18 protein-coding genes and 1 tRNA gene are annotated in these 20,046 nt (G+C 72.7%); 16 read left to right on the forward strand and 3 right to left on the reverse strand.

Annotated elements, in window-relative coordinates:
* The first annotated feature begins 103 nt into the window (after positions 1 to 103).
* The 7 genes from galU (at position 104) to N8I86_RS22410 (ending at position 5,740) form a co-directional block, all read left to right on the forward strand.
* Positions 104 to 1,015, forward strand: a complete 912-nt coding sequence (gene galU / locus N8I86_RS22380; protein WP_073888461.1) for a UTP--glucose-1-phosphate uridylyltransferase GalU — start codon at positions 104 to 106, stop codon at positions 1,013 to 1,015.
* Entirely contained in the window at positions 1,012 to 2,334 is a 1,323-nt protein-coding gene (glp, locus tag N8I86_RS22385; RefSeq protein WP_263278549.1) for a molybdotransferase-like divisome protein Glp, read from the forward strand. Before galU ends, glp begins: the two co-directional genes overlap by 4 nt.
* A 124-nt stretch (positions 2,335 to 2,458) precedes the next feature.
* A complete protein-coding gene (gene moaC, locus N8I86_RS22390) occupies positions 2,459 to 2,938 on the forward strand; it encodes a cyclic pyranopterin monophosphate synthase MoaC (RefSeq protein ID WP_073888465.1) in 480 nt (159 codons plus the stop codon).
* Positions 2,935 to 3,435, forward strand: a complete 501-nt coding sequence (locus N8I86_RS22395; RefSeq protein ID WP_073888467.1) for a MogA/MoaB family molybdenum cofactor biosynthesis protein — start codon at positions 2,935 to 2,937, stop codon at positions 3,433 to 3,435. Before moaC ends, N8I86_RS22395 begins: the two co-directional genes overlap by 4 nt.
* A 20-nt stretch (positions 3,436 to 3,455) precedes the next feature.
* Entirely contained in the window at positions 3,456 to 4,136 is a 681-nt protein-coding gene (locus tag N8I86_RS22400; protein WP_241840769.1) for a GNAT family N-acetyltransferase, read from the forward strand.
* A gap of 371 nt (positions 4,137 to 4,507) precedes the next feature.
* Positions 4,508 to 5,581, forward strand: coding sequence for a divisome protein SepX/GlpR (gene sepX, locus N8I86_RS22405; protein WP_450169253.1), 1,074 nt, complete (start codon positions 4,508 to 4,510; stop codon positions 5,579 to 5,581).
* Between the two features lie 85 nt (positions 5,582 to 5,666).
* Positions 5,667 to 5,740 (forward strand) — tRNA-Ala (locus tag N8I86_RS22410).
* A 134-nt stretch (positions 5,741 to 5,874) separates the two neighbouring features.
* Here the strand turns inward: N8I86_RS22410 and N8I86_RS22415 are convergent.
* On the reverse strand, positions 5,875 to 6,351 hold the full coding sequence (locus N8I86_RS22415) for a GNAT family N-acetyltransferase (RefSeq protein ID WP_123437029.1): 477 nt from the start codon (positions 6,349 to 6,351) through the stop codon (positions 5,875 to 5,877).
* 81 nt (positions 6,352 to 6,432) lie between these two features.
* On the opposite strand from N8I86_RS22415, the gene N8I86_RS22420 reads away from it, so the two are divergent.
* Positions 6,433 to 7,236: an exodeoxyribonuclease III gene (locus N8I86_RS22420; protein ID WP_073888475.1), complete on the forward strand. Its 804-nt coding sequence runs from the start codon at positions 6,433 to 6,435 to the stop codon at positions 7,234 to 7,236.
* A gap of 16 nt (positions 7,237 to 7,252) precedes the next feature.
* On the opposite strand, the gene N8I86_RS22425 is transcribed toward N8I86_RS22420, so the two are convergent.
* Entirely contained in the window at positions 7,253 to 7,885 is a 633-nt protein-coding gene (locus tag N8I86_RS22425) for a MerR family transcriptional regulator (RefSeq protein WP_073888477.1), read from the reverse strand.
* 189 nt (positions 7,886 to 8,074) lie between these two features.
* On the opposite strand from N8I86_RS22425, the gene N8I86_RS22430 reads away from it, so the two are divergent.
* The 4 genes from N8I86_RS22430 to N8I86_RS22445 all read left to right on the forward strand — a co-directional run bounded on the left by N8I86_RS22430 (position 8,075) and on the right by N8I86_RS22445 (position 11,850).
* Positions 8,075 to 9,652, forward strand: a complete 1,578-nt coding sequence (locus N8I86_RS22430; RefSeq protein ID WP_263278550.1) for a flavin-containing monooxygenase — start codon at positions 8,075 to 8,077, stop codon at positions 9,650 to 9,652.
* Entirely contained in the window at positions 9,649 to 10,602 is a 954-nt protein-coding gene (locus N8I86_RS22435) for an alpha/beta fold hydrolase (protein WP_263278551.1), read from the forward strand. The genes N8I86_RS22430 and N8I86_RS22435 overlap by 4 nt, the downstream gene beginning before the upstream one ends.
* On the forward strand, positions 10,599 to 11,483 hold the full coding sequence (locus tag N8I86_RS22440; protein ID WP_263278552.1) for an SDR family oxidoreductase: 885 nt from the start codon (positions 10,599 to 10,601) through the stop codon (positions 11,481 to 11,483). Before N8I86_RS22435 ends, N8I86_RS22440 begins: the two co-directional genes overlap by 4 nt.
* Positions 11,484 to 11,577: 94 nt before the next feature.
* The gene (locus tag N8I86_RS22445) at positions 11,578 to 11,850 is read left to right on the forward strand and encodes a hypothetical protein (protein ID WP_263278553.1); all 273 of its coding nucleotides are present in this window, start codon (positions 11,578 to 11,580) and stop codon (positions 11,848 to 11,850) included.
* A gap of 165 nt (positions 11,851 to 12,015) precedes the next feature.
* Here the strand turns inward: N8I86_RS22445 and N8I86_RS22450 are convergent, their stop codons facing one another.
* Positions 12,016 to 15,312, reverse strand: a complete 3,297-nt coding sequence (locus N8I86_RS22450; RefSeq protein ID WP_263278554.1) for a S41 family peptidase — start codon at positions 15,310 to 15,312, stop codon at positions 12,016 to 12,018.
* A gap of 203 nt (positions 15,313 to 15,515) precedes the next feature.
* Here N8I86_RS22450 and N8I86_RS22455 point away from each other — a divergent pair, with 203 nt between their 5' ends.
* The 4 genes from N8I86_RS22455 (at position 15,516) to N8I86_RS22470 (ending at position 19,992) form a co-directional block, all read left to right on the forward strand.
* Complete coding sequence (locus tag N8I86_RS22455; protein ID WP_073888488.1) at positions 15,516 to 16,121, forward strand: TetR/AcrR family transcriptional regulator; 606 nt, start codon at positions 15,516 to 15,518, stop codon at positions 16,119 to 16,121.
* 163 nt (positions 16,122 to 16,284) lie between these two features.
* Positions 16,285 to 18,486, forward strand: a complete 2,202-nt coding sequence (locus N8I86_RS22460; protein WP_263278555.1) for an MMPL family transporter — start codon at positions 16,285 to 16,287, stop codon at positions 18,484 to 18,486.
* 148 nt (positions 18,487 to 18,634) lie between these two features.
* Complete coding sequence (locus tag N8I86_RS22465; RefSeq protein WP_263278556.1) at positions 18,635 to 19,150, forward strand: YbaK/EbsC family protein; 516 nt, start codon at positions 18,635 to 18,637, stop codon at positions 19,148 to 19,150.
* A complete protein-coding gene (locus N8I86_RS22470) occupies positions 19,147 to 19,992 on the forward strand; it encodes a DMT family transporter (RefSeq protein WP_263278557.1) in 846 nt (281 codons plus the stop codon). Before N8I86_RS22465 ends, N8I86_RS22470 begins: the two co-directional genes overlap by 4 nt.
* Positions 19,993 to 20,046 lie beyond the last annotated feature (54 nt).

Here is a 20,046-nt window from a genome sequence, read left to right on the forward strand (position 1 = left end):
TGTTCCACTGGTCGTTCCCGCACCCTTCGTAATGCAGTCATATGAGGGGCAATCGAACCTGAGCCACAGATTCCCATCTAAGGCAACGGATAAGGTTGCGGGCATGACTCAGTCGCACCCCAGGATCAGCAAGGCTGTCATTCCCGCGGCAGGCCTCGGCACCCGGTTCCTGCCGGCCACCAAGGCCACTCCCAAGGAGATGCTGCCGGTCGTCGACAAGCCGGCGATCCAGTACGTGGTCGAGGAGGCCGTGTCGGCGGGGCTCGACGACGTGCTCATGATCACCGGACGCAACAAGCGTCCTCTCGAGGACCACTTCGACCGCAACTACGAGCTCGAATCGGCGCTCGAGAAGAAGGGCGACGCCGAACGGCTCGCCAAGGTGCAGGAGTCCAGCGACCTGGCCACCATGCACTACGTCCGCCAGGGCGACCCCCGGGGTCTCGGTCACGCCGTGCTGTGCGCCGCCCCGCACGTCGGCCACGAGCCCTTCGCGGTCCTGCTCGGCGACGACCTGATCGACCCGCGCGACCCGCTGCTCCAGCGCATGATCGAGATCCAGGAGCGGCACGGCGGCAGCGTGATCGCCCTCATGGAGGTCGCGCCCGAGCAGATCCACCTGTACGGCTCCGCCGCCGTGGAGGCCACCGCCGACGGGGACGTCGTGAAGGTGACCGGCCTGGTCGAGAAGCCGGATCCGGCGGACGCCCCGTCGAACTACGCGATCATCGGCCGGTACGTCCTCGACCCGCACATCTTCGACATACTCCGCAAGACCGAGCCCGGCCGCGGCGGCGAGATCCAGCTCACCGACGCCCTCCAGCAGCTCGCCCAGGACGAGAAGGTCGGCGGCCCGGTGCACGGCGTCGTCTTCAAGGGCCGCCGCTACGACACCGGCGACCGCGGCGACTATCTGCGTGCCATTGTCAGACTCGCGTGCGAACGTGAAGACCTGGGCCCGGACTTCCGGACCTGGCTCCGCAGTTTCGTAGCCGAGGAGATGCAGCAATCTTGAGCAGCGCCGCGACCCGCTCCGCCGACTCGGACCACCTCTGGTCGGTGGACGAGCACCTGGAGGACATCCTCTCGACGGTCCGCCCCCTCGAACCCATCGAGCTGCAACTGCTCGACGCCCAGGGCTGCGTCCTGGTCGACGACGTCACGGTGCCGGTGTCACTGCCGCCGTTCGACAACAGCTCCATGGACGGGTACGCGGTGCGGGTCGCGGACGTCGCGGGCGCGAGCGAGGAGTTCCCGGCCGTCCTGGACGTCGTCGGGGACGTCGCGGCGGGCGCGGCCGACCCGGTGCGGGTCGGCCCCGGCCAGGCCGCCCGCATCATGACCGGCGCCCCGCTGCCGCCCGGGGCGGAGGCCGTCGTGCCCGTCGAGTGGACCGACGGCGGGCTCGGTGAGGGGCCCGTCAGCGGCATGCGGGCGCGCAGCCTGGCCCCCGAGGGAGCCGCGGGGCACGTGCGCGTGCACCGCCCCGCCGTGGCACGCGCGCACGTGCGGGACAAGGGCAGCGACGTGCGCGCCGGAGACCTCGCCCTGGAGGCCGGGACGATCCTCGGCCCGCCGCAGATCGCGCTGCTGGCCGCGATCGGCCGCGGCACCGTGCGGGTGCGTCCGCGCCCGCGCGTGGTCGTGCTCTCCACCGGCAGCGAACTCGTCCAGCCGGGCGAGGAGCTCGGCCCGGGCCGGATCTACGACTCCAACAGCTTCGCCCTCACCGCCGCCGCCCGTGACGCCGGCGCGATCGCCTACCGGGTGGGCGCCGTCGCCGACGACGCCGAGACCCTCCGCTCCACCATCGAGGACCAGCTCATCCGCGCCGACCTGCTGGTCACCACCGGAGGGGTCAGCGTGGGCGCGTACGACGTCGTCAAGGAGGCGCTGGAGTCCGTCGGCGACGAGGACGTGGCCGGCGCCGGTGTCGAGTTCCGCAAGCTGGCCATGCAGCCCGGCAAGCCCCAGGGCTTCGGGTCCATCGGCCCCGACCACACGCCCCTGCTGGCCCTGCCCGGCAACCCCGTGTCGTCCTACGTCTCCTTCGAGCTGTTCGTCCGCCCCGCCGTCCGCGCCCTCATGGGCCTCACGGATCTCCACCGGCCCCGCGCGCGGGCCGTCCTGAAGGGCGACAGGGCGCTCCGCTCGCCCAAGGGCCGGCGCCAGTTCCTGCGGGGCGCGTACACCGACGGCGAGGTGGCCCCCGTGGGCGGCGCGGGTTCCCACCTGATCGCGGCGCTGGCGCAGGCCGACGCGCTGATCGTCGTACCCGAGGACGCGGAATCCGTCGAGCCCGGCGCCGAGGTGGAGGTCGTGCTGCTCGGCTGAGGGTGCCCGCGCCGACCGCGGTGCCGGTCCTGGTCCGCTGCGCGCCCCGCCTTGGGGGTACCGTGTCGCGCACAACAGGCCCGTGCACCGCACTGCGACGGGCCCGGACCGGGAGCGGCACACCATGAGTACGCAGGAACGGCTGACGCACATCGACGAGGCGGGCGCGGCCCGCATGGTCGACGTATCGGGGAAGGACGTGACCGCGCGCACCGCCCGGGCCAGCGGCCGGGTCCTCGTCTCACCGCGCGTGGTCGAGCTGCTGCGCGGCGAAGGGGTCCCCAAGGGCGACGCCCTCGCCACCGCGCGGATCGCGGGCATCATGGGGGCCAAGCGCACCCCCGACCTGATCCCGCTGTGCCACCCGTTGTCGGTGTCCGGTGTGAAACTGGATCTGTCGGTCGCGGACGACGCCGTGGAGATCCAGGCCACTGTGAAGACGACGGACCGGACGGGCGTCGAGATGGAGGCCCTCACCGCCGTGACGGTCGCCGCGCTCACCGTGATCGACATGGTCAAGGCGGTCGACAAGGGAGCGGTCATCACGGACGTGCGGGTGGAGGAGAAGACGGGCGGCAAGTCGGGCGACTGGAGCCGGGCATGACCATGCGCGCTCTGGTGGTCACCGCCTCCAACCGGGCCGCCTCGGGTGTCTACGAGGACAGGGGCGGCCCGCTGGTCGCCGACGGCCTGCGAAGCCTCGGCTTCGCCGTCGAGGGCCCGCAGGTCGTGCCCGACGGGGACCCCGTGGAGGCGGCGCTGCGCGCCGCCGTCGAGGCCGGGTACGACGCCGTCGTCACCACCGGCGGCACCGGCGTCTCGCCGACCGACCGCACGCCCGAGGCGACCCGTGCCGTGATCGACTACGAGGTCCCGGGCATCGCGGAGGCGATCCGCGCCTTCGGCCGGGAGAAGGTGCCGACGGCGGCGCTGTCCCGGGGCCTGGCCGGTGTCGCCGGGCGGACCCTGATCGTCAACCTGCCCGGCTCCACGGGCGGGGTGAAGGACGGCCTCGCGGTGCTGGAACCGCTGCTGGCGCACGCGGTCGACCAGATCCGCGGCGGCGACCACCCCAGACCCGAGAGCGGGGGTGCGAGCTGAACAGCCCGTCCTGGCCCGTGGTGCTGGTGGACGGCGATGTCGTCCTCCGGCCCATAAAGCTGCGCGACCAGGCGGCCTGGCGCGAGGTGAACCGGCGCAACCGGGACTGGCTGCGCCCCTGGGAGGCCACCATCCCGCCACCCACGCCGAGCGGGCCGATCACGCACCGGCCCACCTACCGGCAGATGGTCCGGCACCTGCGTTCCGAGGCCGGAGCGGGCCGGATGCTGCCCTTCGTCATCGAGTACCAGGGGCGGCTCGTCGGCCAGTTGACGGTCGCCGGGATCACCTGGGGGTCGATGTGCTCGGGGCACGTCGGCTACTGGGTGGACGAGGCGGTGGCCGGACGCGGCGTGATGCCGACGGCGGTCGCGCTCGCGGTGGACCACTGTTTCCGTGCCGTCGGGCTGCACCGCATCGAGGTGTGCATTCGCCCGGAGAACCGGCCCAGCCGCCGTGTCGTGGAGAAACTCGGATTCCGCGAGGAGGGGATCCGGCCGCGCTATCTGCACATCGACGGAGCCTGGCGCGACCACATGGTCTTCGCGCTCACCGCGGAAGAGGTGCCCGAAGGGCTGCTGGCACGCTGGCGGCGGGAGCGCGCGCGGGACGCGCAGCGCACCGAGCGCCGGGCGGGCGGTACCGGCGCGGCGGGCTCCCAGGACGCCTCGGGCACGCCCCGCGGGCCGTGGAATCCGTAGAACACACCAGGGAATCCCGCCCGGCCGCGAAATTGAATACATGTTCGAAATTGGTCCGGAGTTGACCGTCTCCGGGCATTGAATTCCGGACGAGGGTGGTCCGGTGATCGCATCGGTCGCGAAAAAAGCTGGAAATATCAGCCGGATCGTGCGACACACCGGCCCAATTGGCCGATGGCCCCGTGCAAACCCCTCTACGGTGTGAGAGTGAGCAGCAGCGGCCTCATCTACGCAGTCATTGTCGGGGCCTGGGCCGCCTACTTGGTGCCGATGTGGCTCCGTAGGCAGGACGAGCTGAACGAGGCCCGTCCGACGGAACGCTTCAGCACCGCCATCCGGCTGCTGTCCGGACGGGCGGGCATGGAGCGCCGATACGCCAAGGACCTGCGGGCGCGCTCCACCGAGGAGGGGGAGCCCGACGCCGGCGTTCCGGACGCGGTCACCGACTCGGTGGACGTCCGGTCCTTCGCCGTGCCTCCGACCCGCCGTCAGGCCCGTGGGGAGGCCGAGCCCGAGACGCCCTCCCGCGCGGAGCCGGCCCCCGGTCCCGACGACGCACCGGCACCCAGGTCCGGGTCCGTGCCCGCGCACCACTCCACGGGCGCATCCGCGCACGCCGGTGCGTCGGTACCCGCGCAGAAGCGGGTGCCGACCGCGCGGCAGGCCCCTCGGCGCAGGCGGCGGCGGCACGCGCCCAGCGCACGAAGGTGCTCGCCCGCCGACGGCGCACCACCGTCATGCTCTTCCTCGCCTTCACCCTCGGCGCGATCGTGGCCGCCGTCGGCGGACTCGCCTTCCTGTGGGCGCCCGCCGCGCCCGCCGTCCTGCTCAGTGCCTACATCGCCTACCTGCGCTCCCAGGAGCGCCGGCGGTTCGCCTACCAGATGGACCGCCGCAGCGCCGAGGCGGCGGCCCAGCGGTTGCGCGAGCGGGAGAGGCAGCCCCGGCGGCGCGCCCCGCTCGACGCCCCCGTCGCCGACGAACCGGAGGAGGTTCCGGCGACCGACCCGGACACCGGTCTCTCCGCGCTCGCCGCGGACCGGCGCGCCCTCGTCGAGCAGACCGACCACGCCGAGTGGGTCGACCAGCAGCGCGAGCGCGAGCGGCGTCCGGGCCAGGGCGACAGCTGGGACCCGGTGCCGGTCCCGCTGCCGACGTACGTGACCGCGCCCGTCGCGCCGCGTGCCTCCTCCGACGTGGACCTGGGCGCGCCCGACACCTGGAGCGCGGCGCGCTCGGGTCCCGTCCTGCCGGAGCAGGAGACGGGCCGGGCGCAGGAGGCGGTGGTGGCGGACGGGACGGCGCCCGCGGCCGCGGGCAAGCCGGTGGACGGCCGCAGCGACGCGCGCCGCGCGGCCTCGGCCCGCCGGTCCCGCGAGCGCGGCCACACCCCCCTCTTCGACCAGTACGAGGACGGCGACCGGCCGCTCGCCGCCAACGAGTGAGCCCCTCGGAAACTCCCGCTCCGACCGGTCCGGGAGCGGATTTCCGAGCAGCCCGATCGGGATGCTAAAGTTTCACTCGTTGCAAGGGCCTGTGGCGCAGTCCGGTAGCGCACCTCGTTCGCATCGAGGGGGCCAGGGGTTCAAATCCCCTCAGGTCCACGCAGCATGAAGCCCCAGCCGATTCACTTCGGCTGGGGCTTCATCGTTTGTGCGGGGGCCCGGTGGCGGGCCCGCCGGAAAGCCTCGTGGCTCCAAGCGGGCCCCCTGTGATCCGAGTTACAGGGAAATGCGCCTCAGAGCTTCTTCGCGAAGCAGCGGCTCTCGTCGTAGTGGCGGTAGTAACCGAACTTGGCGCACGGCTCGTACCCGCTGGACGCGTACAGGGCGAGAGCCTCCGGCTGCTTGCTGCCGGTCTCCAGGACCATGCGGACCCGGCCGGCCGTGCGGGCGTCCTCCTCCAGGGCCGCGAGCATGCGGCGGGCGAGGCCCCGGCCGCGCATCGCCTCGACCACGAACATCCGCTTGAGCTCGGCGTCGCCGTCCTCGTTGCCCTCGTCGTTGGTGTCCTGGCTGCGCCAGCCGCCGGTGGCCACGGGGCGGCCGTGCTCGTCGTACGCGATCAGGTACACGCCCCGCGGCGGGTCGAAGTCCGTGGGGTCGAGGAGGGTGGCGTCGCCGCCGTCGCCGTAGCGCACGTGGTACTCGGCCTGGACCTCGTCGTTGAGCTTGACGGCGTCGGGGTGATCGAAGCGGACGGAGCGAATATTCATACGGGGTATCGTACTTCTATGCAGGTGGCCGGTGGCCTCGGACGGTGAGGGCTCCCACCAGTGTGCCGGTATCGTGCCCGGGTGCTGACTGTGACCTCGGTGAACGTGAACGGGCTGCGAGCCGCCGCCAAGAAGGGCTTCGTGGAGTGGCTCGCCCAGACCTCCGCGGACGTCGTCTGCCTGCAGGAGGTGCGCGCCGAGCAGCACCAGCTGCCCGACGGGGTCGGACGGCCCGAGGGCTGGCACGTCGTCCACGCCCCGGCCGCCGCCAAGGGCCGGGCCGGCGTCTCCCTGTACACGCGGCGCGAGCCGGACCGGGTGCGGATCGGGTTCGGCTCGGCCGAGTTCGACGACAGTGGCCGCTACGTCGAGGCCGACCTGCCCGGTGTGACGGTCGCCTCCCTGTACCTGCCCTCCGGCGAGGTCGGCACCGAGCGGCAGGACGAGAAGGTCCGCTTCATGGACGCGTTCCTCGCGTACCTCAAGGAGCTGCGCGAGCGGGCCGCCGCCGACGGGCGCGAGGTCGTCGTCTGCGGCGACTGGAACATCGCCCACCAGCGGGCCGACCTCAAGAACTGGCGCGGCAACACCGGGAGCTCCGGCTTCCTGCCGGAGGAACGGGCCTGGCTCGACCGGGTGTTCGCCCCCGAGGACGGCGGCTACGTCGACGTCGTCCGCACCCTGCACCCCGACGTGGAGGGGCCGTACACCTGGTGGTCGTACCGCGGGCGCGCCTTCGACAACGACACGGGTTGGCGCATCGACCTCCATACGGCCACGCCCCGGCTCGCCGGCCAGGCCGTCAAGGGCTTCGTCGAGCGGGCGGCCACCCACGCCGAGCGCTGGTCCGACCACGCGCCCGTAACCGTCGTCTACGACCTGTAGGCGGCGGCCCGCGCCCTCAGGCGGTGCCGCCGGTCGCCTTGGTGATGCGGCGGTCGAGGGCCAGGGAGAGTTCCGCCTCCACCACGCTGCCGGCCAGCGGGCGCAGGCGGTGGAGGTCCTCCTCGGGGGCGTGGCGCAGGATCAGGGAGGCGAAGAGTTCGGCCAGGGCGTCGGCGTGCTCGCGCACCCGGGCGGCGGCCGTGAGGACGTCGGCGAGCGGGATGCCCTCGCGGACCAGCGCGGAGGAGACGTCCAGCAGCCGGCGGCTGATGTGGACGATCTCGTCGCCGTCGGTGCCGAGATAGCCGAGGTCCATGGCGGCGGCCAGGTTCTCGGGGGTGACCTCGCCCTCGAAGCGGGCGGCGAGTTCCTCGGGGGTCAGGCGGACCGGCTCCTCCTCGGTGGGGGTGCCCACCCCGAGGAGGTCGGCGACGTCACGGCCGTGGTCGAAGGCCTCGGCCAGCTCCGCGATGCCGTTCAGGGTGTGACCGCGCTCCAGCAGGGCGGCGATGGTGCGCAGACGGGCCAGGTGGTGGTCGTCGTACCAGGCGATACGGCCCTCGCGGCGGGGTGCCGGGAGCAGCTTGCGCTCCCGGTAGAAGCGCAGCGTGCGTACGGTGATGCCGGCCAGGCGGGCCAGTTCCTCCATGCGGTACTCGCGCCGGTCCTGGGGGTGTGCCGCCGGGTGTTCTGCGTCTCCTGCCACCCCCGAAGCCTATGTTGTACCGCCGGTAACTTTCCTTCCCGCGCCCCCTACCGCTCGGTACGGAGCTGCTCTACAGTCCCATTGCGCCAGTGTTCACTGGCAGGGTCCAAGGTGATGCGTGGAGGCTTCGGGATGACCGAGCACGAGCATGTACGGGTGGCGGTGATCGGGTCCGGCTTCGGCGGTCTGGGGGCCGCCGTACGGCTGCGCCGCGAGGGGATCACCGACTTCGTCGTCCTGGAGCGGGCCGACGAGGTCGGCGGCACCTGGCGCGACAACAGCTACCCCGGGTGCGCCTGCGACGTGCCCTCCCACCTGTACTCGTTCTCGTTCGCGCCCAACCCGGAGTGGCCGCGCACCTTCTCCGGCCAGCAGCACATCCGCGCCTACCTGGAGCACGTCACCGACCTCTTCGGCCTGCGCCCGCACCTCCGCCTCGGCTCCGAGGTCGAGCTGATGACCTGGGACGCCGAGAACCTGCGCTGGGTGATCGAGACCGCGCGCGGCACCCTGACCGCCGATGTCGTCGTCTCCGCCACCGGACCGCTGTCCGACCCGAAGATCCCGGACATCCCGGGCCTCGGGTCCTTCCCCGGCAAGGTCTTCCACTCCGCACGCTGGGACCACGACTACGACCTGCGCGGCAAGCGCGTCGCGATGGTGGGCACCGGCGCCTCCGCCATCCAGATCGTGCCCGCCGTCCAGCCGCAGGTCGGCCGGCTCACCCTCTTCCAGCGCACCCCGCCCTGGGTGATGCCGCGCCTCGACCGCCCCATCACCGGTGCCGAGCGCCTGCTGCACCGGACGGTCCCCTTCACCACCCAGCTGCGCCGCGGGGTGCTGTGGGGCATCAGGGAGCTGCAGGTCCAGGCGTTCACCAAGCACCCCGAGGAACTCGGCCTCGTCGAGCGCCTCGCCAGGCGGAACATGGCCCGCGCCGTCAAGGACCCGGCGCTGCGCGCCAAGCTGACCCCCGACTACCGCATCGGCTGCAAGCGGATCCTGCTGTCGAACACGTACTACCCGGCGCTCGCCCGGCCCAACGTGGACGTCGTCGCGTCCGGGCTCGCCGAGGTCCGCGGGTCCACCCTCGTCGCGACCGACGGCACCGAGACCGAGGCCGACGCGATCGTCTTCGGTACGGGCTTCCACGTCACGGACATGCCCATCGCCGAGCGGGTGGTCGGCGCGGACGGCGTCACGCTCGCCGAGTCCTGGAAGGGCGGCATGCAGGCACTGCGCGGCGCCGCGGCCGCGGGCTTCCCCAACTGGATGACGATCATCGGGCCCAACACCGGCCTCGGGAACTCCTCCATGATCCTCATGATCGAGTCCCAGCTGAACTACATGGCCGACTACCTGCGCCAGCTCGACGTGCTCGGCGGCCGTACCGCCCTCGACGCGCGGCCCGCCGCCGTCGACGCCTGGAACGACAAGGTCCAGGAACGCATGAAGCGGACCGTGTGGAACACCGGCGGCTGCACCAGCTGGTACCTGGACCCGAGCGGCCGCAACACCACCATCTGGCCCGGGACGACGACCGAGTTCCGGCGCGCGACCCGGCGGGTGGACCTCGCCGAGTACGAGGTCCTGCGCAAACCCGCCGGGGAGCGGAGGCCCGCCGGGGAGCGGCGGCCCGACGGGAAGCAGCGGCCGGCCTCCGCACAGAAGGCGCGGACCGCCACGGAGAAGAGCGAGAGCGCCGCATGAGCCGCCTCGCCCACGTGACCTCCGGTCCGTACGCCCCGCCCGTCCCCTCCCGTTCGCTCACCGTCGTCTCCGCCGACGGCGCGCGGCTGCATGCCGAGGTGCACGGACCCGACGGCGCTCCCGCGGTGGTCCTCGCGCACGGCTGGACCTGCTCCACCGCCTTCTGGGCCGCCCAGGTGCGGGACCTCTCCACCGACCACCGGGTGATCACCTACGACCAGCGGGGGCACGGGCGCAGTCCCGCGAGCCCCGCCTGCACCACCGAGGCGCTGGCGGACGACCTGGAAGCGGTGCTCGACGCGACCCTCGCGCCCGGGGAGAAGGCCCTGATCGCCGGTCATTCCATGGGCGGCATGACCGTCATGGCCGCCGCCGCGCGCCCCCGGTTCCGGGAGCACGCCGCCGCCGTCCTGCTGTGCAGCACCGGAAGTTCGCGGCTGGTCGCGGAGGCGCGCGTGGTGCCGTGGCGCGCCGGGCGGGCCCGCACCTGGCTGACCGGGCGGGTCCTCGGTTCGCGCGCGCCGCTGGGGCCGGTCACGCCGGTCGCCAAGCGCATCCTCAAGTACGCCACCATGGGCGCCGGTTCGGCGCCGTACATGGTCGAGGCGTGCGCGCGGATCGTGCACGCCTGCCCGCGGGCCGCGCGCCACGCCTGGGCGGCCGTCCTGGAGGCGCTCGACCTCGACCACGGCGTAAGGGAGTTGCACGCGCCCACCGCGGTGCTGCACGGCGCGTCCGACCGGCTCACGCCTCCCGTGCACGCCCGCGCCCTGGTCGCCGCGCTGCCGAACTGCGTCGGTCTCACCGATCTTCCCGGCATCGGCCACATGACTCCGATCGAGGCTCCCGAGCCGGTCAGCGCCAGAATGCGGGAGCTCGTCAGCACGTACGTCAAGGGGGCGGCCCCGGAGCCCGGTTCCACCCCTGAGCAGATCAAGGAGGGCGCATGAGCAGGGTCAGCCTCGAGGGGCAGGTCGCGGTCGTCACCGGAGCGGCGCGCGGCGTCGGAGAGCTGCTGGCACGCAAGCTCTCCGCGCGCGGAGCGAAGGTGGCCCTGGTCGGGCTGGAGGAGGAGGCGCTCAAGGAGGTCTCCGGACGGCTGCACAGCGAGAGCGCGTACTGGTACGCCGACGTCACCGACCACGAGGCCATGAGCCGGGTCGCGGGAGAGGTGAAGGAGCGGTTCGGGAAGGTCGACATCGTGGTCGCCAACGCCGGTGTGGCGACGGGCGGCCCGTTCGCCGACTCCGATCCGCAGGCGTGGCGGCGCGTGATCGAGGTGAACCTGATCGGGTCGGCGGTGACCGCCCGCGCGTTCCTCCCGGTGCTCGTCGAGAGCCGCGGCTACCTGCTCCAGATCGCCTCCCTCGCCGCGATCACCCCGGCGCCGATGATGACGGCGTACTGCGCGTCCAAGTCGGGTGTGGAGGCGTACGCGCACAGCCTGCGCGCCGAGGTCGGCTACCAGGGCGTGCGCGTCGGGGTCGGCTACCTGTCCTGGACCGACACCGACATGGTGCGCGGCGCCGATCAGGACGACGTCATGCGGGAGCTGCGCCGGCGGCTGCCGTGGCCGTCGAACAAGACGTATCCGCTGGGTCCCGCCGTGGACCGGCTGGTCGCGGGTGTCGAGCGGCGCTCGGCGCACGTGTACGGGCAGTGGTGGCTGCGGGGCATGCAGGGCGTGCGCGGCTACCTCCCCGCGCTCATCGGGACCGTCGGCCAGCGCGAGATGAAGCGGTTCGCGCCCCGGCTCCAGGGGATGCGCTCGGGACTCGTCGGCGCAGGTGGGGAGGCCGACGAGGCGGCCCGTGCTACGCACCGTAACTGATCGACATGCGGGGCGTGTTCGCCCGTGTGAATCTGGTCGAGGCCCCACCGAGGGGCCGACTCCCCACCCTCACTCACCACAGGAGTGAACCCACATGGGTATGAAGGACCAGATGCAGGACAAGGCCAACGAGTGGCAGAACCAGGCCAAGGACAAGGCGGGCCAGGGCCGCGAGCGCACCGAGCGCGGCACCCAGCAGCCGCAGCGCGGTGGCCAGCAGCCCCAGCGCGGTGAGCGCGGCGGCCAGCACCAGCCGCCGCGCGGTGGCCAGCAGCCGCAGTCCGAGCGTGGTCGCCAGAACATGCGCGACACCGACGAGACGGAGCGGGAGATGGACGACCGCTTCGACCGCGACTACGACGCGTAGCCGCTGCGCTCGGCCTTGGCCGTAGGACGTGGGGCACTCCTCCTGGTGAGGGGTGCCCTGCGCCCGTGTCCGCGCCCATGTCCGGGGTGGCTGGGGTGCGTTGTCCGTCGTACCGGTCCATGGGGGCCTGTCGCGCAGTTCCCCGCGCCCCTTCGGGGCGCGTCCCTACTGCCTCCGGGGGAGCTTCGGGCGGGAGCGGTCCGGGACGTCGTCGTAGCCGGGCGGGACGGCCGGCGGGTTGGTCTCCAGCAGTTCCAGGGCGAGTCGGACGGCGTCGTCGAGCTGGGCGTGCCGGCCCTCCGCCCAGTCCAGCGGGGTGCGCAGGACCTCCAGGTCGGGGGCGACGCCGTGGTTCTCCACGGACCAGCCGTAGGCGTCGAACCAGGCCGCGTTCATCGGCACCGTGATGACCGTGCCGTCGCCGAGCCGGTGCCGGCCCGTCATGCCGACCACGCCGCCCCAGGTGCGCTGGCCGACGACCGGGCCGAGCCCGAGGAGTTTGACGGCGGCGGTGATCATGTCGCCGTCCGAGGAGGTCGCCTCGTCGGCGAGCGCGACCACCGGGCCGCGGGGCGCGTTGGAGGTGTACGACACCGGCTGGGCGTTCCGGGTCAGGTCCCAGCCCAGGATCGTGCGGGTCAGCTTCTCGATGACCAGCTCGCTGATGTGGCCGCCCGCGTTGCCGCGCACGTCCACGATCAGCGCGGGCCGGGACACCTCCATGCGCAGGTCGCGGTTGAACTGCGCCCAGCCGGAGCCGCCCATGTCGGGGATGTGCAGGTATCCGCACCTGCCCCCGCTCAACTCCCGCACGACCGCGCGGCGTTTGGCCACCCAGTCCTGGTAGCGCAGGGGGCGTTCGTCGACGAGCGGGACGACGGCGACCCGGCGGGGATGGGCGGATCCGCCCTCGGCCGGGGTGAACGTCAGCTCCACGGTCGTCCCGCCCGAGCCGGCGAGCAGCGGGTAGGGGCCGGTGACCGGGTCGACCGGGCGGCCGTCGACATGGGTGAGGACGGCGCCCTCGCGGATGCCCGTGCCCGCCAGCGGTGAGCGCGCCTTGGAGTCGGAGGACTCGCCGGGCAGGATGCGCTTGATGGTCCAGCGGCCGTCGCGGCGGACGAAGTTGGCGCCGAGCAGACCCTGCCAGCGCTGGTAGTGGGGCGGCCCCTCGTTGCGGCGGGCCGCGGTGACGTAGGCGTGGGAGGTGCCCAGTTCGCCGAGGACCTCGCGCATCAGGTCGGCGAACTCGTCGGGGGAGTCGACGCGGTCCACCAGCGGCCGGTACTGGGCGAGCACCGCGTCCCAGTCGATGCCGCACATGCCCGGGTCCCAGAAGTAGGCGCGGATGAGGCGCCCGGCCTCCTCGTACGCCTGCCGCCACTCGGCGGGCGGGTCGACCTCGTGCAGGATGCGGCGCAGGTCGATCCAGACGGTCGTGTCGCCGTCGCCGGGCTCGGTCGACGGCACGGCCCGCAGGTCGCCCTCGTCCACGACGACCAGCCGGGTGCCGTCGCCGCTGACCGCGAACCAGTCGAGGTGGCCGACGAGTTCGGACTTCTTGGCCTTGGTGATGTTGAAGTACTCCAGGGTCGGGCGTCCGGTGGTGTCGTCGGGGCTGGCGAAGGTCTCGCCGAGCGCGCCGGAGATCGGCCAGCGCAGCCAGACCAGTCCGCCGCCGGCGACCGGGTACAGCGCGGAGTACTTGGAGGCGATGACCGGGAACGGCGTGACCCTGCTCGGCAGGCCCTCCACCTCGACGGTGACCGTGCCGCCCTCACCGGTGTCCTCCTCCTCCAGCGGGTCGAGGCCGCCGGCGGCCGGGCGGCCCTCCGGGCTCAGGGCGAAGGGGGAGGGGGTCGCCGAGGACAGCGGGACGAGGTAGGGGCGGCAGCCGAGCGGGAAGGACAGGTCGCCGGTGTGGACGTCGTACACGGGGTCGAAGCCGCGCCAGGAGAGGAAGGCGAGGTAGCGGCCGTCGCGGGTGAAGACGGGGCTCTCGTCCTCGAAGCGGCCGTTCGTCACGTCGACGATCAGCCGGTCCTTGATCCGGCCCAGTTTGATCATGCGCAGCGAGCGGCCGATGCCCGGGTGGGACCAGGTGAGCCAGGAGCCGTCGGGGGAGAAGGCGAGGTCGCGCACGGGTCCGTTGCCGGAGTGGATCAGCTCGACGACCGTGCCGCCCGCGTCGGCGACCGCCTCCTCCCCGGTCTCCTCGCCCGCCTCCTCCCCGGCCTCCTCCGGCACGTCCAGCAGGAGCAGGCGCCCGTCGTGCGAGGCGATGGCCAAGCGCTCGCCGAGCGGGTCGGAGACCAGTTCCAGGACCCGGCCCAGCTCGCCGGAGGCCAGCCGGCGCGGCGGGCGGTCGCCGGAGGCGCGGGGGAGCCGGGCGATCTCGACGGCGTCCTCGCCCTCCGCGTCGGTCACGTAGGCCACCTGCCCGGTGGAGCCCAGCATCTCCGGCAGCCGCACCCGGACGCCGGCCGTCTCGGTGATCGTGCGGGCCGGGCCGTCGCGGTGGGTGAGCCAGTACAGGCTGCCGCGTACGACGACGGCGCTGGCCCGCCCCGTCTCATCGACGGAGATGCCGTCCACGTTCTGCGCGGCCGGCACCTGGTAGCGGCGGCGGCCGGTGGCCGCTCCGGCGAGCTTGATGTCGAGCCGGTGCGGCGTGCCGCCCGGGGAGAAGTCGTCCGCCAGCCACAGGTCGCCCGCGCACTGGTAGACCACCCGGGTGCCGTCGGTCGCGGCGTTGCGGGCGTAGAAGGCGTCGTGGTCGGTGTGGCGGCGCAGGTCGGTGCCGTCGGGGGCGCAGGAGTAGAGGTTGCCGACGCCTTCGTGGTCGGAGAGGAAGGCGATCCGGCCGGCGACGAACATGGGGCTGGCCAGGTGGCCGCCGATGTCCGGCAGGAGCCGCCGCCCGTGCAGCCAGAGGCGGCCCGTGGCGCCGCCCCGGTAGCGCTTCCACGAGGCCGGTTCGTGCGGTGGGGTGCCGGTGAGCAGCAGGGTCCGGTGCTCGCCGTCGACGTCGGCGACCTGGATGTCGGCGACCGGGCCCCAGGGCAGGCGCCCGCCCGGATCGCCGTCGGTGGGCACCTTGTAGGCCCAGGTGAAGTAGGAGAAGGGCTCCCCGTGGGAGGCGACGGCCAGGATGTCGGTGTGGCCCTCCTTGTCCTCGGGTGTCCAGCCGCAGACCTGGGTGTCGACGCTGCCCCAGTACGTCAGCTGCCGTGAGGGACCGCCGTCCACGGCGACGAGGTTGATCTCCGGGACCAGGCTGCGCCACGTCGTGAAGGCGATCCGGCTGCCGTCGGGCGAGAAGCGGGGGTGGCCGGACTTCGTGCGGTCGGCGGTGAGCCGCCAGGCGCGGCCCGGGGAGTCCAGGGGGGCCAGCCAGAGGTCGTCCTCGGACACGAAGCACAGCAGGTCGCCGTTGATGTGGGGAAAGCGCAGATAGCTCACCTCCCCATGCTTTTCCGGGCAAAGGGCCCGGGCAACTCGTGGACAGGGGGGTTTTCGGCGCCGCGCACGGGCCCGTCTCGGGGAATTCCGGCGGGCGTGACCCACCACACGTACGAAACGGTTTCGTTTCGCTTGCTGGAGGGGTATCTTCAAAGACGTACGGAACACGAGCCGGCAGGCTCCGGAGCGAGAAGGTGACAGGCATGACCGAGGTCGTCGCAACGGCGCGTCGCAGTCGGATCACGCCCGAGCGCGAGGCCGAGTTGTACGAGGCCGTGCTCGACCTGCTCCGGGAAGTCGGTTACGACGCCCTCACCATGGACGCCGTGGCCGCCCGCACGCGCTCCAGCAAGGCCACGCTCTACCGCCAGTGGGGCGGCAAGGCCGAGCTGGTGGCGAAGGCGGTGCGGCACAGCAAGCCCGGCGCCTCCGCCGACGACATCGACACCGGGTCGCTCAAGGGCGATCTGCACGCGCTCACCATGCGTGCGGACGACTGCGAGATGGAACAGAACTCCGCGCTGATGCGGGGCCTGGCCATGGCGACCCACTCCAACCCGGACCTCCTGAAGGCGTTCCGGGAGCACCTCATCGAGCCGGAGATGGCGGAGTTCCACCGTGTGCTCAGGCGCGCGATCGACCGGGGCGAGGTCCGTGCGGACAACCCGGCGATCGACTTCGTGATGCACATGATGATCGGTGGGTTCGCCGCCCGCACGATGATCGACGAGCAGCCGCCGACGCAGTCCTTCCTCCTCTCGTACATCGACGCCGTGGTCCTCCCCGCCCTCGGCGCCCGCACCACCTGACCGGCCGGACCACCCCGGTCCGCCGGTCCGCCTGATCGCGGTTCCCGATCAGGTACCGCGCGATCCTCCCCGCAAGCCCAGCAACCTGACGTCACCGCTCACGTCGTCGGGCTGATCGCCCCTGCCCAGATTCACCCCACGACCTGACCGGGAGTACGCCTCCATGGCCACGTTCCTCTACCGACTCGGCCGCCTCGCCTTCCGGCGACGGCACTTCGCCGCCCTCATATGGGTCGCGCTGCTCACCCTCGCCGGGGTGGGCGCCGCCTCCGCGCCGGCCGCCGGCAACACGTCCTTCTCCATCCCCGGCACCGAGGCCCAGAAGGCCTTCGACCTGCTGGAACAGCGCTTCCCCGGGATGAGCGCCGACGGCGCCACCGCCCGGGTCGTCTTCAAGGCACCGGCCGGCGAGAAGATGACGGACGCCGTCAACAAGGCGACCGTCAAGAAGACCGTCAAGGAACTCGCGAGCGGTTCGGAGGTCACCTCCGTCGCCGACCCCTACCTCGCGCACGCCGTCAGCAGGAACGGCACCGTCGCCTACGCCTCGGTGAAGTACGAGGTCTCCGGCATGGAGCTGGAGGACTCCTCCCGCGACGCGCTGAAGGAGGCCGCGCAGGACGCGCGGGACGCGGGTCTCACCGTGGAGGTCGGCGGTGACGCGCTGACGGCCACCCCGGAGACCGGCTCCAGCGAGGTCATCGGCATCGCGATCGCCGCGGTCGTCCTCGTCATCACCTTCGGCTCGCTCCTCGCGGCCGGGTTCCCGCTGCTGACCGCGATCATCGGCGTCGGCATCGGCGTCTCCACGATCACCGCGCTCGCCAGTGCCCTGGACCTCGGCTCGACCACGTCCACCCTGGCCTCGATGATCGGCCTCGCCGTCGGCATCGACTACGCCCTCTTCATCGTCTCCCGCTACCGCGCCGAACTGGCCGAGGGCCGCGAGCGCGAGGAGGCGGCCGGACGCGCCGTCGGCACGGCCGGCTCCGCGGTCGTCTTCGCCGGCCTGACCGTCGTCATCGCCCTCGTCGGCCTCTCCGTGGTCAACATCCCGATGCTGACCAAGATGGGCGTCGCCGCCGCGGGCACGGTCGCCATCGCCGTCCTCATCGCCCTCACCCTCATCCCCGCGCTGCTCGGCTACGCCGGCCGCAGGATCAAGCCGGCCGGCCAGAAGAGCAAGCTGCTCGGCGGCGGCCGCACACCGAAGAAGCCGGGCCGCCCCAACATGGGCACCCGCTGGGCCAGCTTCGTCGTCCGGCGCCCGGTCGCCGTCCTCCTGCTCGGCGTGCTCGGCCTCGGCGCGGCGGCCATCCCGGCCGCCTCCCTCGAACTCGGCCTCCCCGACGACGGCTCCCAGCCGGTCTCCACCACCCAGCGCCGCGCCTACGACCTCCTCTCCGAGGGCTTCGGGCCGGGCTTCAACGGCCCGCTGATGGTCGTCGTCGACGCCAAGGACAGCGCCCACCCCAAGAAGGTCTTCACCGAGGTCGGCGACCGGATCGAGGGCCTGAAGGACGTCGTCACGGTCACCCCGGCCGCGCCCAACAAGGCCGGCGACACCGCGACGATCACCGTGGTGCCGAAGTCCAAGCCGTCCTCGAAGACCACCGAGGACCTGGTGCACACCATCCGTGACGAGGGCACGGAGATCGGGGCGAAGACCGACTCCGAGATCCTGGTGACCGGCTCGACGGCGATGAACATCGACGTCTCGCAGAAGCTGAACGACGCCCTGCTGCCCTACCTCGCCCTGGTCGTCGGCCTCGCCTTCCTGCTGCTGATCGTGGTCTTCCGCTCGGTCCTGGTCCCGCTGAAGGCGGCCCTCGGCTTCCTGCTCAGCGTGCTGGCCGCGCTCGGCGCCGTGGTCGCGGTCTTCCAGTGGGGCTGGCTGTCCGGCCTGATGAACGTCGAGCAGACCGGCCCGGTCATGTCGATGATGCCGATCTTCATGGTGGGCGTCGTCTTCGGACTCGCCATGGACTACGAGGTCTTCCTCGTGACCCGCATGCGCGAGGCGTACGTCCACGGCGAGAAGCCGAGCCAGGCGGTGGTGACCGGCTTCCGGCACGGCGCCCGGGTCGTGACGGCCGCCGCGGTCATCATGATCGCCGTCTTCTCCGGCTTCATCGGCTCCAGCGAGTCGATGGTCAAGATGATCGGCTTCGGCCTCGCGGTCGCCGTCTTCTTCGACGCGTTCCTCGTCCGCATGGCCATCGTCCCGGCGGTGCTCGCGCTGCTCGGCAAGCGGGCCTGGTGGCTGCCGAAGTGGCTGGACCGCGCCCTGCCCAACGTCGACGTCGAGGGCGAGGGCCTGCGCGACGCCGACCCCGACGGGGACCGGGAGCTGGTGCGCGCCTGACGCAACGGCGCACAAGGACCGCCGGTGAGGGTGCCCGTGGGGACGGGGCTGCACCCTCACCGGCTTCCCGCGTGTCCGGCGGGCGGGCGGCGGGGCGCGCGGGTGAACCCCGTGAACGCGGCTCCGGTGATGCCGTAGCGTGCGGTCCATGACGACGACAGCCGCCAACGACGCCGACGGGTCGGGAGCCCACCCCCGCTTCGCCGAGGCGCTGCGGACCCTCGGGCTGGACGACGTGCTCGCCCGTACCCGACGGTTCCCGGAGGGCACCCGGACCGCCGTCGAAGCCGCCGCCGCGGTCGGCTGCGAGCTGAGCCAGATCTGCAAGTCCCTGATCTTCGCCGCCGACGGCGTGCCGGTGCTGGTCCTGATGGACGGGGCCTCGCGCGTGGACGTGGAGCGGGTGCGCGGCGAGCTGGGCGCGGCGAAGGTCACCCGCGCCGACGCCGGCGTCGTCCGCGAGACCACCGGGTACGCCATCGGCGGCGTACCGCCCTTCGGGCACCGGACGCGCACGCGTGTCCTCGCCGACCGCTCGCTGCTCGCGCACGACGTGGTGTGGGCGGCGGCCGGGACCCCGCACGCCGTCTTCCCGATCCAGCCGAAGGACCTCGTCGCCCACGCCGGCGCCGACCTGGTGGACGTGCGCGAGCAGACCGCGTGACGCCGCTGGTCACCGCGGCGGTCCTGCTCGCCGCGGTCACCCACGCGAGCTGGAACGCCATCGCGCACCGCATCACCGACAAGCTGGTCGGCTTCACCCTGATCTCCGGCGGCGGGGTGCTCATCGGGCTCGCGGTGGCACCGTTCGTGGCCCGTCCGGCCGCGGCCGCCTGGCCGTTCCTGCTGGCGTCGGCGGTCGTGCACATCGCCTACTACGCCCTGCTGATGACCTCCTTCCGGCTCGGCGACTTCGGGCAGGCGTACCCCATCGCGCGCGGCAGCGCGCCCCTCGTGGTCACCGTGCTCGCCGCCGTTTTCGCGCACGAACTGCCCTCCGGCTGGGCGGCGGCCGGCATCGCCGTGTCCTGCCTCGGACTCACCGGAGTCAGCGTGTGGGGCCTGCGCGGGCGGCGGCCCGACTGGGCGGCGATCGGCGCGGCCCTCGCGACCGGCCTGACGATCGCCGCGTACACGGTGCTCGACGGCCTCGGCGTACGCGCGGCCCATTCGCCGCTCGGGTACATCGCCTGGCTCATGGCCGTCCAGGGCGTCGTCATCCCCGCGTACACGTACGCCCGCAGGCGCGGCGACACCGTACGGCTGCTGCGGCCCCACGCCGGTCTCGGCCTTCTCGGCTCCGTCCTGTCCGTCGCCGCGTACGCCCTGGTCCTGTGGGCGCAGACCCGCGCGGCCCTGGCGCCCGTCGCGGCCCTGCGGGAGTCGTCCATCATCGTCGGGGCGGCCATCGGCGCGGTGTTCTTCAAGGAGCGCTTCGGAGCCCCGCGCATCGCGGCGGCGGGACTGCTGGTGGTCGGGATAGGCCTGATGCTGCACGCCGGATAGGGACCGCGCGGGTGGCGCGGGGCCCGCGGGGCACCCGGTGCGCGTCCCCCGTAC

It is taken from the genome of Streptomyces albidicamelliae, from assembly GCF_025642175.1.
Lineage (GTDB): Bacteria > Actinomycetota > Actinomycetes > Streptomycetales > Streptomycetaceae > Streptomyces > Streptomyces albidocamelliae.

What these genes read in the sequence shown, in the direction of transcription:
- galU (WP_073888461.1), top strand. Translation starts at nt 104, where the DNA reads ATGACTCAGTCGCACCCCAGGATCAGCAAGGCTGTCATTCCCGCGGCA.
- moaC (WP_073888465.1), top strand. Translation starts at nt 2,459, where the DNA reads ATGAGTACGCAGGAACGGCTGACGCACATCGACGAGGCGGGCGCGGCC.
- N8I86_RS22395 (WP_073888467.1), top strand. Translation starts at nt 2,935, where the DNA reads ATGACCATGCGCGCTCTGGTGGTCACCGCCTCCAACCGGGCCGCCTCG.
- N8I86_RS22415 (WP_123437029.1), bottom strand. Translation starts at nt 6,351, where the DNA reads ATGAATATTCGCTCCGTCCGCTTCGATCACCCCGACGCCGTCAAGCTC.
- N8I86_RS22425 (WP_073888477.1), bottom strand. Translation starts at nt 7,885, where the DNA reads ATGGAGGAACTGGCCCGCCTGGCCGGCATCACCGTACGCACGCTGCGC.
- N8I86_RS22430 (WP_263278550.1), top strand. Translation starts at nt 8,075, where the DNA reads ATGACCGAGCACGAGCATGTACGGGTGGCGGTGATCGGGTCCGGCTTC.
- N8I86_RS22435 (WP_263278551.1), top strand. Translation starts at nt 9,649, where the DNA reads ATGAGCCGCCTCGCCCACGTGACCTCCGGTCCGTACGCCCCGCCCGTC.
- N8I86_RS22440 (WP_263278552.1), top strand. Translation starts at nt 10,599, where the DNA reads ATGAGCAGGGTCAGCCTCGAGGGGCAGGTCGCGGTCGTCACCGGAGCG.
- N8I86_RS22445 (WP_263278553.1), top strand. Translation starts at nt 11,578, where the DNA reads ATGGGTATGAAGGACCAGATGCAGGACAAGGCCAACGAGTGGCAGAAC.
- N8I86_RS22455 (WP_073888488.1), top strand. Translation starts at nt 15,516, where the DNA reads ATGACCGAGGTCGTCGCAACGGCGCGTCGCAGTCGGATCACGCCCGAG.
- N8I86_RS22460 (WP_263278555.1), top strand. Translation starts at nt 16,285, where the DNA reads ATGGCCACGTTCCTCTACCGACTCGGCCGCCTCGCCTTCCGGCGACGG.
- N8I86_RS22465 (WP_263278556.1), top strand. Translation starts at nt 18,635, where the DNA reads ATGACGACGACAGCCGCCAACGACGCCGACGGGTCGGGAGCCCACCCC.